Raw genomic sequence first — 13,011 nt, 5'->3', positions numbered from 1 at the left:
TCCCCGGGGATGGACACGAGTGACGTCCATCTCGGCTTCTTGCCCGGCCTCGTGATCTTCGTGCACGGCGTCAACTCCGATGGCGAGTGGTACGAACAGTGTGAAGAGGGGCTGATCGATGGCCTCAATCAGCGTCTGGGCTACCAGAGGGCGTTGCTTTCGGACCAGGCGATGCTGCGCAAAGCTGAATACAAACCCGAACTCACGGCGGAAGGCGACGTGGACTTCGCGTTGAACGGCAAGAACTTCATTGCCGACCCTGGCCGTTCGCCGGTGATCCGCTTCCGTTGGGGCTACAAGGCCGCCGGTGAGGACGGCACGGACACCATCGACGAGAAAAAGGAATACGCCGGCAAGATCTACCTGAACGAACTCGATGCCTGGGGCGGTGGCCCGTTCCAGAATGGGACCACTGCCTTGCCTTACATGTGGGGCAACGGGCTGGACGATCGTCTGTTCTGGTGGATCTACGCCAACATGGTGCCCGTGGAGGGGCGTGACGTGTATGCCTGCCCACCACGCACCTACTATGCGCACGCGGCCCATCGGCTCAAGGAACTCATCAAGGCCATCCGTCGGAAGCAGCCAGACTGTCCGGTGACGGTGGTCTGCCACAGCCAGGGCAACATGGTCACCTTGGGGGCGGCCATGCTGGGCATTGACGAAGGCGCGCTGGCCGACACCTACATCCTGGCCAACCCACCTTACAACCTTGATACCAGCAGCATGGACGCATTGTCGAACGCCGAAGGGTTCAACCTCGAAGGCAAGGCCGGCGGCGTGACCAGTGACGCCCGGCAGCAGACGTTCAAGAATTTCCTGGAGGCCGTGCTGAAGCGCTTCAACGCGAAGAATGCACATCAGACACTCGATGACATCAACAACAAACAGCGCAACCAGGACCCCGAAACGGGGAACGACCTCTTTGTTCTGAAGGACATGGGCGACGCATCCGACACGCCCTATCCCTACGTTCCGGGCGAAGACCGCGACAACCGAGGCCGTGTATTCCTCTACTGCAACCCGCACGACCAGGTCATCGGCGTCACGCCGGTGCAAGGCATGGGATGGCAGGGCGTGAGCAAGGCGCAGCGCGACGCGCTCGACACCCACAAGCGCTTTCACGTGCGGGTATGGGCCCAGCCCAAGGCGGACGCGGCCCGTGACCGGGCGGGCAGCGGCTTCCAGGTCGGCAGCGCCGACTGGAAGCAGTACAACTACCTGGAGGACAACCACAGCAAGCGCTTTTGGAATCCGCCTGCGCCGGTGGCTCGCTACCGGCTGTCGTACAACGAGAAGCAGAGTTTCTTCTCCAAGGTGATCACCACGCTCACTGCGCCCCTGTTGATCGTTGCCACCCGCCTGGTCAATGTGCGCATCAACGATGACCCGAAGAAGGGATGGACGGTGGGCATCAACGCGCCGGAGTTGCCCGACCCCTTCGTCCCCTTGAGTCGGCGTGCGGCCAACCCCGGCGTGGACGACGCAGCCGGCTACAAGGGGCGACGTGACAATGATTTCGACGAGGGCAAAGACCCTGCGTGGGGTTACGCGGACAAGGACGGAGACTTCGGCAAGCAGCACGGCGTGACCGGCAGCGGCGACGCCAGCACCGAAGCGGGCCTGCGTTACGAGATCAATGCGCGCCTGAAGATGGAGCAGGCGGCAGGCCGCCTCGGCAAGGGTGACAAAGACATGAAGACCCAGACCACCATCTTCCTGAAAGAAAACCCCAACGCCACCGATCACTCGACGATCGTGGGCAACGCGATGCATGCGCGCAAGGCCGTTGCCTACGACGTGGCCCTTGGCTGGGTCAATTCATCGGAGATCACGGATGAGTACCTTGAGAAGCTGAGGCAGTTTGCGGATTGGCGATATCTTGAAAAGCATCCTTTGGATACCGACGGGTTCTATGAGTACGCCTTAAAGGGATTTTTCAAGGAGCATCAACTTTTCAGAACCTATGACATGAAGCACATGACCACAAACGCCCCCAAGATCATTGACGAGCGCAAGAGCAACTTCCTCGCGGATATTCATTGATGAACACACGTCGCACCTTGATGCTGGGAGCCACCATGGGACTGCTTGATTTTCTCGGTCTGAATAAGCACGCCGCAGCCATGGGGCAACGCCTGTCGCCGGAGCTTTCTGACGTTGCCTTGCGCAAGGGTGATTGGCCGCAAGGCGCGGTGGCGCAATTGATTGCGGGCAATGTCATCACGCCTCTGCGGCACATTGCCTACTCCGCGGATTGGTTTCTTGACCAGTTGCTGATGCTCAAGCCCGAGAGCACGCCACCTAAAGCTTTCAGGGCCACGGTGGTCAACACATCCGGCACGGTGCCGGTGATCGGATACGCAGAGGTCTACGTTTCCAACATCGCCGAAAGTTACTCCCTGCCAGTGAGCTACTTCAACCAGACGGTGGATGGATATCACATGTTCCTCTGGAACGGCGTGAAGATGAACGGATTGCAGGTGGTGACGGTGCTTCCAGAGGGGACGACCTCTGGCGAGGCGAAAAAGGCTTGGGACTTTGCCTATCTGTCCTATGGCAACGTCTCCAAACCGGTACTCACGTCTGTTTCCGGGCTGTTCGGCTGGAATGGGCTCGCTGCGGCATGGAGCCTGATCGTCACACCCGAAGCCAAGGCCATCTGGTTGACCAGCGCGGATGCACTCAGCCGACCGAAAGACGAACAACCCAACGAGTCGGGCGTCCAGCTGATCGTGGGCCACCCAGCCTACGAGAGCGGGCGCAAGCCACTGGCGTACTTCACCGCGCCGGCGGTCGTCAAGAACAGCGACGCCAAGCCCGGCTATCCGCAGGAACGCAAGCGCGTGGCGGCGCTGCGCGAGGCGATGGAGCAAGTCTGTGCCGCTGCGGGCATCGAGCCCAAGACCATCGGCACCGTGATGCGTGACAGTGGGCGTGGCTCGCGCGAAGCCGCCGCACGCCTTTCCGATACCGGCGGGGCTTTGCAGGCCGCGTTGCCTCAACTGGATCTCCTTGAAGACACGCTCGACATGACCTCGCTGTTGGGCGAACTGGGCGCCTCGACGGTCAACTACTCGCTGCTGATGGCCGCCTTTGCCTGCCACGAGCGCAAACACCCGGTGCTGTACCTGTCGAGCCGTGATCCCGATGCAGGGCGCGCAGTGCTCGTCCTGCCGTCGCCGGACTACTCGGTCACGGACGAGGCCCGGCGCAATCGAAAGATCAGGCACGGAAAGCAAACGAACCGCCCTTGGTGGGGTGAGCGCAAGGACGGAAAGCAGGACTACTGATGAACCTGAATTTCGACTTGCGCGGGTTTCGCGCCGTGGCTGCGAGTGTCCTGCTGGCGGGCGTGTTGGGTGGGTGCGCCACCCACGCACCGGACACGCCGTACGCCAATGCGGGCTACGACGACGCGAACTATGACCCGCGGCTGTGCTGGAAGAAGTTCGTTCTTCGCCGAGCCTCCGACAATCGCACGTTGCCCCAGCAGCCGTACGAGATTCGAGACATCCACGGCGCGAAGGTGAGCGCGGGCATCAGCAACGAAAAGGGAGAAACCCTTCCGGTGCGCTGCAGTCCGGAAGGACCTCTCAAGCTGGTTCCTGTGTATCCGCGATAAACCAGGTCAGCAAACCTGAAGAGGCTGCAGCGGGAGAGACGCGGCTCCCTGACGGATCAAAACGGATAGTGCCGCGCCGTCGTCTGCACCGTAATCCACCGCAGCTCCGTGAACGCCTCCACCCCGGCCCGCCCCCCAAACCGCCCATACCCCGACGCCTTCACCCCCCCGAACGGCATCTGCGCCTCGTCGTGCACCGTCGGCCCGTTGACATGGCAGATCCCCGCCTCGATGCGCTGCGCGACGTTCCACGCACGCGCCACGTCGCGACCGAACACGGCGGACGACAGGCCGAACTCGTTGTCGTTGGCCACCGCCACGGCCTCTTCCACGCCGTTCACCCGCACGACCGCCTTCACCGGGCCAAACGATTCCTCGCGGTAGATGGCCATCGCGGGCGTGACGTGGTCGAGTACGGTGGCGGGCATCAGCGTGTTCTGCGCCTTGCCGCCGCACACGAGCACGGCGCCCTTGGCGAGCGCATCGTCGATCAGCGCGTTGCAGCGTGTCACGGTGCTCATGTCGACGACCGAGCCCAGCACGACGGGGCCTTCGCGCGGGTCGCCGAGCGGCAACGCCTGTGCGCGGGCGGCGAACTTCGAGACGAACTCGTCGGCGACGGCGTTGTCGACCACGAGGCGTTCGGTCGACATGCAGATCTGACCCGAGTTGGCAAAGGCGCCGAAGATCGCGCCGTCCACGGCCGCGTCGATGTCGGCATCGTCGAGCACCACGAAGGGCGCCTTGCCGCCGAGTTCGAGCACGGCGGGTTTCAGGTACGTGGCGCAGGTCTGCGCGATGAGGCGGCCCACGCGCGTGGAGCCGGTGAAGTTGACGCGCCGCACCGCCGGGTGCGCGACCATGGCCTCGACCACGGCGCCCGCGTCGGCGGGCGCGTTGGTGACGAAGTTGACCGTACCCTTGGGCAGGCCGGCCTCGGCCAGCGCTTCGATGATGAGCGCATGCGTCTCGGGGCACAGCTCGGAGCCCTTGAGCACGACGGTGTTGCCGCAGGCCAGCGGCGTGGCGATGGCGCGGGTGGCCAGGATCACGGGGGCGTTCCATGGCGCGATGCCCAGCACCACGCCGGCGGCCTGCCGCACGCCCATGGCAAGGCTGCCGGGCACGTCGGACGGGATGACCTCGCCCGCGATCTGCGTGGTGAGCGACGCGGCCTCGGTGAGGATGCCGGCCGCCAGGTGCACGTTGAAGCCCGCCCACAGCGCCGAGGCACCGGTCTCGCGGGCCATGGCCTGCACGAAGGCGTCGGCGCGCGCTTCGAGCGCGTGCGCGGCCTTCAGCAGCAGGGCGCGGCGCTCGTTGGGGCCGGTCTGCGACCAGGTGGCGAAGGCGCGCTGCGCGGCGTCGACGGCGGCGACTGCGTCGGCCGGCGTGGCGGCAGGGGCGCGCGTGGCGATGCCGCCGTCCAGCGGGTTGCGGCGCTCGAAGGTGGCGCCGCCGGTGGCCGCGCGGCGTTCGCCGTCGATGAGCATGGAGATGTCGGTCATGGGTGTCCTTTGCAAGAAAGAAAGAGGAAGAGGGGTGGTTCAGGCCACGCCCAGGTAGGCCTGGCGCACGGCGTCGGAATGCAGCAGCGCCTGCGCTTCGCCCGAGGCGACGACGCGCCCGCGTTCGAGCACGTAGCCGCGGTCGGCGGCCTGCAAGGCCTTGCGCACGTTCTGCTCGACCATGAGCACGGTCACGCCCTGGTCGGCGATGCGGCGCACGATGGCGAGCAGTTCGTCGACCATGCGCGGCGCCAGGCCGAGCGAGGGCTCGTCGAGCATCAGCAGGCGCGGCCCGCTCATCAGGGCGCGCGCCACGGCGACCATCTGCTGCTCGCCGCCGCTCATGGTGCCGGCGAGCTGTGTGGCGCGTTCTTTCAATCGCGGAAAGTCGTCGAAGGCGCGCGCGAGGCGCTCGGCGCGCAGCCGCGCGGGAATGAGCCAGCCGCCGAGTTCGAGGTTCTCGGTGACGGTCATCTGCGGGAACAGCTGGCGGCCCTCGGCCACCAGCGCCAGGCCGCGCCGCACGCAGGCGGTGGCATCGGCGGACGGCAGCGCCGCACCGTCGAGCACCGCATCGCCCGTGCGTGGCAGCAGCCCCGCGAGCGCCTTGAGCAGCGTGGTCTTGCCCGCGCCGTTGGGCCCGAGCACGACGGTGACGCCGGGCGTCACGTCGAGGTCCAGGCCCTGGATGACCTGGAAGCCGTGGTAGCCGGCCGCAAGACCGCGCACAGTGAGTTGCGTGCCGCTCATGCCGTGGCCTCCATCTCGTCGCCCAGGTAGGCCTCGACCACCTCGGCGTTGCGCACGACCTCGGCCGGCGTGCCGTCGGCGATCTTGCGGCCCTGGTGCAGCACCAGCACGCGCTCGACGTACTTCAGCAGCGTGGTCACGGCATGCTCGATCCACACGACGGCGAGGCCGTGGTCGTCGCGCAGGCGGCGGATGCGTCGCGCCATGGCATCGACCTCCGCCTCGGTGAGGCCGGCCGCCACCTCGTCGAGCAGCAGCACGCGCGGCCGCGTGCCGAGCGCCATGCCGATCTCGAGCAACCGCTGCTGCGAGGGCGTGACGTCGGCCGCGATCTGCGTGGCGAGGCCGCCCAGGCCCAGCATGTCGAGGATCTCGCCGGTGGTGCCCAGGCCTGCGATGGGTGCGCGGCGGCGGCCCGCGAACTGCATGCCGAAGCGCACGTTGTCCTCGAGCGTCATGTCGGCCATCACGCGCGGCGTCTGGAAGGTGCGCGCGATGCCGTGGGCGGCGTACAGGTGCGGACCGCGCCGCGTGAGGTCGACGTCGCCTTCCACCAGCAGCCGGCCCGACGTGGGCATGACCACGCCCGAGATCGCATTGAAGAAGGTCGTCTTGCCCGCGCCGTTCGGGCCGATGATGCCGACCAGCTCGCCCGCGTGCAGCGTCGCGCTCACCGCATCGACGGCGGTGAGCCCGCCGAAGCGCACCGTGAGGTCGCGGGCTTCGAGAAGTGGCGTGGCCTTCATGGTGCGTGCCTCCGCAACGCGGCCGCCTTGCGCTGCCACAGCGATGCGAGGCCGTTGGGCAGGTACATCACGCACAGGATCAGCAGCAGCCCCAGCACCATCATGTAGCCGTAGGGCAGCTGCAGCCGCAGCGTCTCCGACAGCAGGCTGAACACGATGGCCGCGGCCACCGGCCCGCCGATGCTGGCAGCCCCGCCGATCATCGCGATCAGCACGGTCTGGAAGCCGATGAAGGGGCTGAACACGGCCGCAGGCTCGATGTAGGTCCAGCGCACGGCCATCGCGGCGCCCACCGCGCCGGCGAAGGCGGCGGTGAGCGCAAAGCCGGCGATCTTCACGCGGCGCGTGTCCACGCCCAGCGTCTGCGCGCGCTGCTCGTCAGCGCCGATGCCGGCCAGCGCCAGGCCGAAGCGGCTGCGCTTCACGAGCAGCGCGGTGGCAATGGCCGCACCCGCAATCGCCAGCACCGTGAGGTACACCGTCTCGTTCGACGGCACCACCGTGAGCACGCGGCCCACGGTGCCCGAGACCTGCTTCTCGACGAAGGTGACGGCATGGCGGATCAGCTCTGTCATGCCGAAGGTCAGCACCGCGAAGTAGGTGCCGCGCAGGTGCAGCACGGCCGCGCCCATCAGCACCGCCACCGCGCTCGCGATGGCCGCTCCACTCACAATGACCAGCGGCCACGGCAGCACCTCGAGCAGCGTGGCGCTCGCATACGCGCCCAGGCCGAAGAAGGCCGAAGTGGCGAGCGACAGGTAGCGCGTGGCACCGCAGAACAGCGACCAGCTCGTGGCCAGCGCGATGTACATCAGGCAGCCGAGCGCGACCGAGGCGATGAACTCGCTCGCGACCCACGGCACGGCGGCCGCCAGCACAAGGCCGATGCAAAGCACCCACCACGGTTTGTTTTGAAAGAGGGAATTCATCTTCTGGAGAACAGTCCGTTGGGCCGCCAGATCAGCACGCCGATGAACACGGCGTACGACAGCAGCATCTTGAGCGAGGGGCTCGTGTAGTACATGCCCAGCGCTTCGACCACGCCCAGCAGCAGACCGCCGACGAGGCTGCCCGCGATGCTGCCGAAGCCGCCGAGTGTGATGACGATCAGCGCGGTCACGGTGTAGGGCTCGCCCATCGAGGGCGAGATCTCGTAGGTCATCGACAGCAGCGCGCCGGCCACGCCCGACAGGCCCAGGCCGATGCCGAACATCAGCGGGTGCAGCCGCTTCGTGTTGATGCCCACGAGCTGCGCGCCGGTCGGCGACTGCATCAGCGCGCGCACCGCCTTGCCCAGCAGCGTGAGCTTGAGCAGCGCGATGAGCACGAGGCTCAGCGCCAGTGCCACGCCGAACAGCACGAGCTTGTTGGCGGTGAAGCGCATCTCGCCCAGCTGCACCGGTTCGGCCAGGTAGTCGTAACCGCGCAGGTCGCCACCCCACACGAGCAGGGCGGTGTTCTGCACGAAGAACATCAGGCCGAAACCGACCATCAGGCTGCGCGCCTCGAACACGTCGACGTTCGGCGCGCGCGCCGCCACCTGGCGAAAGCACAGCCAGTGCACCGCCATGCCCAGCGCCATCAGCAGCACGAAGGCCACCGGCATGAACAGGAGCGGCGAGATGCCCAGCGCCGTGTGCGCCCACCAGGTGAGAAAGGCACCGAGCATCAAAAACTCGCCGTGCGAGATGTTCATGATGCGCATCAGCCCGTACTGCAGGTTCAGTCCGATGGCCACCAGCGCATAGATGCCGCCCGTGATCAATCCGCCGGCCAGGAGCTCGGCCCATCCAGAGAACGACACGCTGTTATTTCCAGGCCGGCTTGGGCATCAGTTGCGCGGTGGCGCGGTCCTTGGGCCACACCACTTCGAAGTCGCCACCCTGCCACTGCGACACGGTGCCGGGGATCGACGCGTTCTCGCTGCCCTCGAAGCGGATCGGCCCGAGGATGGTCTTGAACTCGTTCTTGGCGATCTGCTCGCGCAGCGCCTTGCGATCGAGGCCCACTTTTTCCACCGCCTGCTGCAGGATCTGCAGGCCGGCCCACGCATGGCCGCTGGCCCAGCGGTCGGGCTCCTTGCCGAACTTCTTCGTGTGCGCATCGAAGTAGGCCTTGGCCTCGGGGCTGGTCTTGCCGTTCCACGAGCCCATGCCGATCACGCCCTCGGTGTTGGCCGCCATCACGTTCTTGTAGAGCTGGAAGGCCGTGCCCACCGAGGCGTAGAAGTACTTCGGGTTGAAGCCCACCTCGCGCGCCTGCCGGCTTGCGAGGATGGTGTCCGGCGGGTAGGTGATGCCGATGAAGGCGTCGGGGTTCAGGTCCTTCATGGTGCGCAGCACGGGCGCGAGGTCTTTCACGCCCAGCGGGTAGCTCTTGCGGTCGAGCACCTGGATCTGCGTCTTCTTCAGCGCGTTGTTCAGCGCCGCGAAGTTCTCCAGCCCGAACAGGTCGTCCATGTAGACGATGGTGATGGTCTTCACGTTCTGCGCCACCAGCATGTCGACCAGCGCACCCATCATCTTGTCGGGCTGTTGCAGCAGCGAGAAGAAGAAGGGCAGGCGCATGTCGATGAGCTTGCGCGACAGGGCGGTGGGCGCCAGCAGCGGGTAGCCGAAGCGGTTGGCCAGCGGCGCGACCGCGAAGTTGGCGCCCGATCCCCAGGGCGGCAGCACGAGGTCGACCTTGTCGCTGCCCATGAGCTTTTCAAACGTGCGCACGCAGGTCTCGGTCTCGCTGCGGTCGTCGTAACCGATGAGCTCGATGGGGCGCTTGGCACCCTTCACCGACAGGCCGCCCGCGGCGTTGACCTGCTCGGCCCACAGCAGGTAGTTGGGTTCCTGGCTCACCTGTGCGCCCGCGGCCCAGGGGCCGGTGCGGGCGATGGCGTAGCCGATGCGAACGGGCGCGCTTTGCGCGAACAGCTGCGGCGCGACGGCGGCTGCGCCCAGCGCGGTGGCCGTGCCCTGGATCCAGTGGCGGCGGGTGGGGTGAAGCATGGAGGTCTCCTTCCGGGCGTCGGTATGCGCCCGCTGACCGGGATCGTAGAAACGCACGCCCTTTGCCGCTGTGCCCGCCGCGCACAAAGCACTTGACGCAGCGTGCAGGCGCCTAGTGGTTAACCCGCAAAGGCGAGGGCTTTGCGGGCACTCCACAATGCGCGGCATCCTGCTGCCGTGTTGCAATCTTTCGTCTTCACTGCTTTCGCCCCATGACCGCGTCCCTGCTCCTGTCCACCGACGCCATCCCGCCGAAGGAACGCGGGCCGCTGTGGTGCGAGTGGGTGTGGCGCCACTTCGGCGGCCTCGGCTCCGACCTGTACGGCGACAGCGATTTCGACGGCCACTTGGCGTCCTCGCACGCGGGCGACGTGATCCTCACGCGGCTCGAGGCGAACCGGCATCGCGTGCTGCGCACCCCGCAGATGGCGCGCCTGAGCGATGCGCCCTACCTGAAGATCGTCGCGCCCTGGCAGGGCTCGGCCGAGGTCACGCAGCGCGGGCGCGCGGCGGCGGTGCGTGCGGGCGGCTGGACGCTGTACGACACCACGCTCGACTACACCGTGGCCAACCCCGAGCGCAGCGACCACCTCATCGTGATGCTGCCGAAAGACCAGATCGCCTCGCCCGCGTTGCCGCTGGGCGACCTCGTGGCGCGGCGCATCGGTGGCGACAGCGGCATCTCGCGCGTGGCGCTGGAGACCATGCGCAACACCTACCTGGAGCTGCCCCACATGAGCGAGGCCGCCGCGCGCGGTGCGGGCGAGCTGCTGATCCAGCTGGTGCGCCTGTCGCTCATGGAGCTGGCGGGCCGCAGCACCGCCCAGACCCAGCGCGAGGCGCTGAAAGACCGCATCCACCGCCACGTGGCGCAGAACCTGCGCGACCCGGCGCTGTCGATCGACGGCATGGCGCTGGCGCTGCGTTGCAGCAAGCGCCTGCTGCACCAGGCCTTCGCGGGCGACGACGACACGCTCACCGGCTACATCCAGCACCAGCGGCTGGCGGCCAGCATCCGCGACCTGATCGACCCCGCGAACGCCGCGCGCTCCATCACCGACATCGCACTGGGCGCGGGCTTCGGCAACCTCTCGCACTTCAGCCGCGTGTTCCGCGCGCACACGGGCGGCAGCCCGAGCGAGTTCAGGCGGCAGGCGACGGTGCCGCGCTGATTGCGCGGGTGCGCATCGCACACCGCGCGTTGCTTGCAGAGTTGCCATGAATGCTTAAGCAGCGCTTGTGTCGAAGCGGGCATCAAACTTAAAGCTTCTCGGTTAACCGGTTGCTCGGCGGGCGTTCTCGGCTCAAAAAAAAGATGCGTTAACGCATGCGAAGCCTCGAGAGCGACGCTTCCCGCTGGTATGGTCGTGCGCGCAATTCAGCTCCACGCCATCACGCCCGTTGTCGACGCATTGGGTACTTGCTTCACATGCCCCTTCGTCACGACCGCATCTTTCCGCGCTACGCGTTCTACTGTGTGCTGGCCGGCCTGGCCGCGATCTATGTCTTCTGCGCCATGGTGCTGGTGCCGGCCAAGATCTACATCCTTCCGTACCTCATCACGCCGGACTTCGTGCGCTACAAGGGCGCCTTCTTCGTGCTGGTGCTGGCGATCCCGGCGGCGATCTACCTGATCGGCTGGAAGGGCAGCGACTTCTTCGCGTGGCTGCGCACCCCGCAGGTGCTGACGCTGACCGCGCACGGCCTGCAGCTGGGCACGCAGACCGTTGCCTTCGCCGACGTGACGCGACTGCGCCATCGCCACAACCGCAACCACCTGCTGCTCACCACCCGCGATGGCCAGACGCTGCGCCTGCGGCTCGACCTGTGGGACGACCCGTATGCGCTCGTCGCCGAAGTGGAAGAGGCCGTGGGCGAAGTGCTGCGACACGACGTCGAGCGGCGCCTGCATGCGGGCGACACCGTGCCCTTCGGCGCGCTGGCCCTCAATGCCGAAGGGCTGGTGCACAAGGGCCAGCTCATCGCGTGGTCGAGCATCGACACGATCCGCACGCAGTCCGATGCCGAAGCCATGGACGTCGACGAGCACCTGCTCATCGTCGCCAACGGCAAGACCCGCAAGATCGATCGCTCGAAGATCGACAACGAACCGGTGCTGATGAGCTGCCTCATGCAACGCCTGCCGTCGGCGTGAGCTTTCTTCTTTTTCTTTCTTCAATCTCCAAAGTACAGCGACTCCAAAATGGAAATCTACAGCTCCGCCAGCCAACAGGAAAAAACCCGCCAGGACCGCCCCGTCTTCTATTCCCGCACGCGGCTGATCGCCGGTGCCACGCTCTGGGTGGTGGTGGCGGTCGTGCTCGCCGTGCTGTGCATCCGCGCGCAGGACAAGAACATCGGCATCCTCATCGCAGCGGGCTTCGGCCTGCTGGCCGCTTGGCTGGCCGTCAAGTGCATCCGTACGCTGGCCAACATCGCAACGCCCGCCTTCGTCATTGGCCGCCAGGGCCTGACCTTCGAGAACGGCCTGCTGCTGCCGTGGCACAACATCGTCGAGAACACCTGGGTCAACCAGGACTACATGGGCATTCCCATCGGCAAGCAGATCCAGATCAAGACCGACCTGCCCAAGCCGAAGGCCCGCGTGCTGCGCCGCGCGACGGCGCTGGAGATTTCGGGCGACGAGTATCTCGCGCTGTGCGACGCCTATGCGGCGTGACGGGCAACAGCCGGGCGTTTGAGCAGCCCGGCGCCTGCTGGTAGGCTGGCGGGCCGCCATCCTCCGGGCTCGCTTTCGCGGGCCCCACGCGCATGAACGCCTCTCACCGCCGGCCGGTTCCGTTGAACAAGGCCTACCGTCTCCTGAACCACGGACCCACCGTCCTCGTGAGCGCCGCGCACGACGGGCGGCGCAACATCATGGCCGCGGCCTGGGCCATGCCGCTGGACTTCGATCCGCCCAAGGTGGCGGTCGTGCTCGACAAGAGCACCTGGACGCGCGTGCTGCTCGAAGGCGCGGGCACCTTCGCGCTGCAGGTGCCCACGCGCGCGCAGCTCGACCTGACCGAGGCCCTGGGCAACAGCTCGGGCCGCGAGATCGCCGAGCGCGACGGCAGCGACAAGTTCGCCGCCTACGGCCTCGCGACCTTCGCGGGCGACGCCACCGGCACGCCGCTGCTTGAGGGCTGCGCGGCCTGGCTCGAATGCCGGCTGTTGCCCGAGCCGCCGATCCAGCAGCGCTACGACCTGTTCCTGGGCGAGGTGATCGCGGCGCAGGCTGATGCGCGCGTGTTCTCCGAAGGTCGCTGGCATTTCGAGGGCCACGACGAACTGCGCACGCTGCACCACGTGGCGGGCGGGCACTTCATCGTCGACGGCGAAGCGGTCGATGCGCGTCCGCTGCCGCGTTTGACGCCGTAGCC

Annotated in this window: 13 protein-coding genes; 7 read left to right on the top strand and 6 right to left on the bottom strand. The window is 66.7% G+C overall.

Annotation, left to right across the window (positions count from 1 at the left end; genetic code table 11):
* The first annotated feature begins 9 nt into the window (after positions 1-9).
* Genes ACAM52_RS21260 through ACAM52_RS21250 form a run of 3 tightly spaced genes read left to right on the top strand, consistent with a single transcriptional unit; the run spans position 10 to position 3,625 of the window.
* A complete protein-coding gene (locus ACAM52_RS21260) occupies positions 10-2,046 on the top strand; it encodes a hypothetical protein (RefSeq protein ID WP_369644545.1) in 2,037 nt (678 codons plus the stop codon).
* Entirely contained in the window at positions 2,046-3,293 is a 1,248-nt protein-coding gene (locus tag ACAM52_RS21255) for a hypothetical protein (RefSeq protein ID WP_369644544.1), read from the top strand. Before ACAM52_RS21260 ends, ACAM52_RS21255 begins: the two co-directional genes overlap by 1 nt.
* Positions 3,293-3,625, top strand: coding sequence for a hypothetical protein (locus ACAM52_RS21250; protein WP_369644543.1), 333 nt, complete (start codon positions 3,293-3,295; stop codon positions 3,623-3,625). Before ACAM52_RS21255 ends, ACAM52_RS21250 begins: the two co-directional genes overlap by 1 nt.
* A 56-nt stretch (positions 3,626-3,681) precedes the next feature.
* Here the strand turns inward: ACAM52_RS21250 and ACAM52_RS21245 are convergent, their stop codons facing one another.
* From ACAM52_RS21245 to ACAM52_RS21220, 6 genes are read right to left on the bottom strand one after another with little or no spacing between them, the layout of a single operon-like run.
* Positions 3,682-5,133 carry an aldehyde dehydrogenase gene (locus tag ACAM52_RS21245; RefSeq protein ID WP_369644542.1) on the bottom strand — a complete coding sequence of 484 codons (1,452 nt, stop codon included), beginning with the start codon at positions 5,131-5,133 and terminating at the stop codon, positions 3,682-3,684.
* A 39-nt stretch (positions 5,134-5,172) separates the two neighbouring features.
* Complete coding sequence (locus ACAM52_RS21240) at positions 5,173-5,883, bottom strand: ABC transporter ATP-binding protein (protein ID WP_369644541.1); 711 nt, start codon at positions 5,881-5,883, stop codon at positions 5,173-5,175.
* Positions 5,880-6,629, bottom strand: a complete 750-nt coding sequence (locus tag ACAM52_RS21235; protein ID WP_369644540.1) for an ABC transporter ATP-binding protein — start codon at positions 6,627-6,629, stop codon at positions 5,880-5,882. The genes ACAM52_RS21240 and ACAM52_RS21235 overlap by 4 nt, the downstream gene beginning before the upstream one ends.
* Entirely contained in the window at positions 6,626-7,558 is a 933-nt protein-coding gene (locus ACAM52_RS21230) for a branched-chain amino acid ABC transporter permease (RefSeq protein WP_369644539.1), read from the bottom strand. The genes ACAM52_RS21235 and ACAM52_RS21230 overlap by 4 nt, the downstream gene beginning before the upstream one ends.
* Positions 7,555-8,433 (bottom strand): branched-chain amino acid ABC transporter permease, encoded by an 879-nt coding sequence (locus tag ACAM52_RS21225; RefSeq protein ID WP_369644538.1) that lies wholly within the window; start codon positions 8,431-8,433, stop codon positions 7,555-7,557. Before ACAM52_RS21225 ends, ACAM52_RS21230 begins: the two co-directional genes overlap by 4 nt.
* Before the next feature lie 4 nt (positions 8,434-8,437).
* Positions 8,438-9,628, bottom strand: a complete 1,191-nt coding sequence (locus ACAM52_RS21220) for an amino acid ABC transporter substrate-binding protein (RefSeq protein ID WP_095949421.1) — start codon at positions 9,626-9,628, stop codon at positions 8,438-8,440.
* Positions 9,629-9,840: 212 nt separating this feature from the next.
* Between ACAM52_RS21220 and ACAM52_RS21215 the strand changes: the two genes are divergently transcribed.
* The 4 genes from ACAM52_RS21215 to ACAM52_RS21200 all read left to right on the top strand — a co-directional run bounded on the left by ACAM52_RS21215 (position 9,841) and on the right by ACAM52_RS21200 (position 13,009).
* Complete coding sequence (locus ACAM52_RS21215; protein ID WP_369644537.1) at positions 9,841-10,800, top strand: helix-turn-helix domain-containing protein; 960 nt, start codon at positions 9,841-9,843, stop codon at positions 10,798-10,800.
* A 257-nt stretch (positions 10,801-11,057) separates the two neighbouring features.
* Positions 11,058-11,783, top strand: a complete 726-nt coding sequence (locus ACAM52_RS21210) for a hypothetical protein (RefSeq protein ID WP_095743868.1) — start codon at positions 11,058-11,060, stop codon at positions 11,781-11,783.
* Positions 11,784-11,831: 48 nt separating this feature from the next.
* Complete coding sequence (locus ACAM52_RS21205) at positions 11,832-12,308, top strand: hypothetical protein (protein ID WP_062478668.1); 477 nt, start codon at positions 11,832-11,834, stop codon at positions 12,306-12,308.
* A 92-nt stretch (positions 12,309-12,400) separates the two neighbouring features.
* On the top strand, positions 12,401-13,009 hold the full coding sequence (locus tag ACAM52_RS21200; protein WP_369644536.1) for a flavin reductase family protein: 609 nt from the start codon (positions 12,401-12,403) through the stop codon (positions 13,007-13,009).
* Positions 13,010-13,011 lie beyond the last annotated feature (2 nt).

The organism is Variovorax sp. V118 (assembly GCF_041154445.1).
GTDB lineage: Bacteria > Pseudomonadota > Gammaproteobacteria > Burkholderiales > Burkholderiaceae_C > Variovorax > Variovorax boronicumulans.
This window is presented reverse-complemented; position numbering and strand designations above follow the sequence as displayed.

Excerpts from the sequence above, each read along its gene's own strand:
- ACAM52_RS21260 (WP_369644545.1), top strand. The coding sequence starts at position 10 with ATGGACACGAGTGACGTCCATCTCGGCTTCTTGCCCGGCCTCGTGATC.
- ACAM52_RS21255 (WP_369644544.1), top strand. The coding sequence starts at position 2,046 with ATGAACACACGTCGCACCTTGATGCTGGGAGCCACCATGGGACTGCTT.
- ACAM52_RS21250 (WP_369644543.1), top strand. The coding sequence starts at position 3,293 with ATGAACCTGAATTTCGACTTGCGCGGGTTTCGCGCCGTGGCTGCGAGT.
- ACAM52_RS21245 (WP_369644542.1), bottom strand. The coding sequence starts at position 5,133 with ATGACCGACATCTCCATGCTCATCGACGGCGAACGCCGCGCGGCCACC.
- ACAM52_RS21240 (WP_369644541.1), bottom strand. The coding sequence starts at position 5,883 with ATGAGCGGCACGCAACTCACTGTGCGCGGTCTTGCGGCCGGCTACCAC.
- ACAM52_RS21235 (WP_369644540.1), bottom strand. The coding sequence starts at position 6,629 with ATGAAGGCCACGCCACTTCTCGAAGCCCGCGACCTCACGGTGCGCTTC.
- ACAM52_RS21230 (WP_369644539.1), bottom strand. The coding sequence starts at position 7,558 with ATGAATTCCCTCTTTCAAAACAAACCGTGGTGGGTGCTTTGCATCGGC.
- ACAM52_RS21220 (WP_095949421.1), bottom strand. The coding sequence starts at position 9,628 with ATGCTTCACCCCACCCGCCGCCACTGGATCCAGGGCACGGCCACCGCG.
- ACAM52_RS21215 (WP_369644537.1), top strand. The coding sequence starts at position 9,841 with ATGACCGCGTCCCTGCTCCTGTCCACCGACGCCATCCCGCCGAAGGAA.
- ACAM52_RS21210 (WP_095743868.1), top strand. The coding sequence starts at position 11,058 with ATGCCCCTTCGTCACGACCGCATCTTTCCGCGCTACGCGTTCTACTGT.
- ACAM52_RS21205 (WP_062478668.1), top strand. The coding sequence starts at position 11,832 with ATGGAAATCTACAGCTCCGCCAGCCAACAGGAAAAAACCCGCCAGGAC.
- ACAM52_RS21200 (WP_369644536.1), top strand. The coding sequence starts at position 12,401 with ATGAACGCCTCTCACCGCCGGCCGGTTCCGTTGAACAAGGCCTACCGT.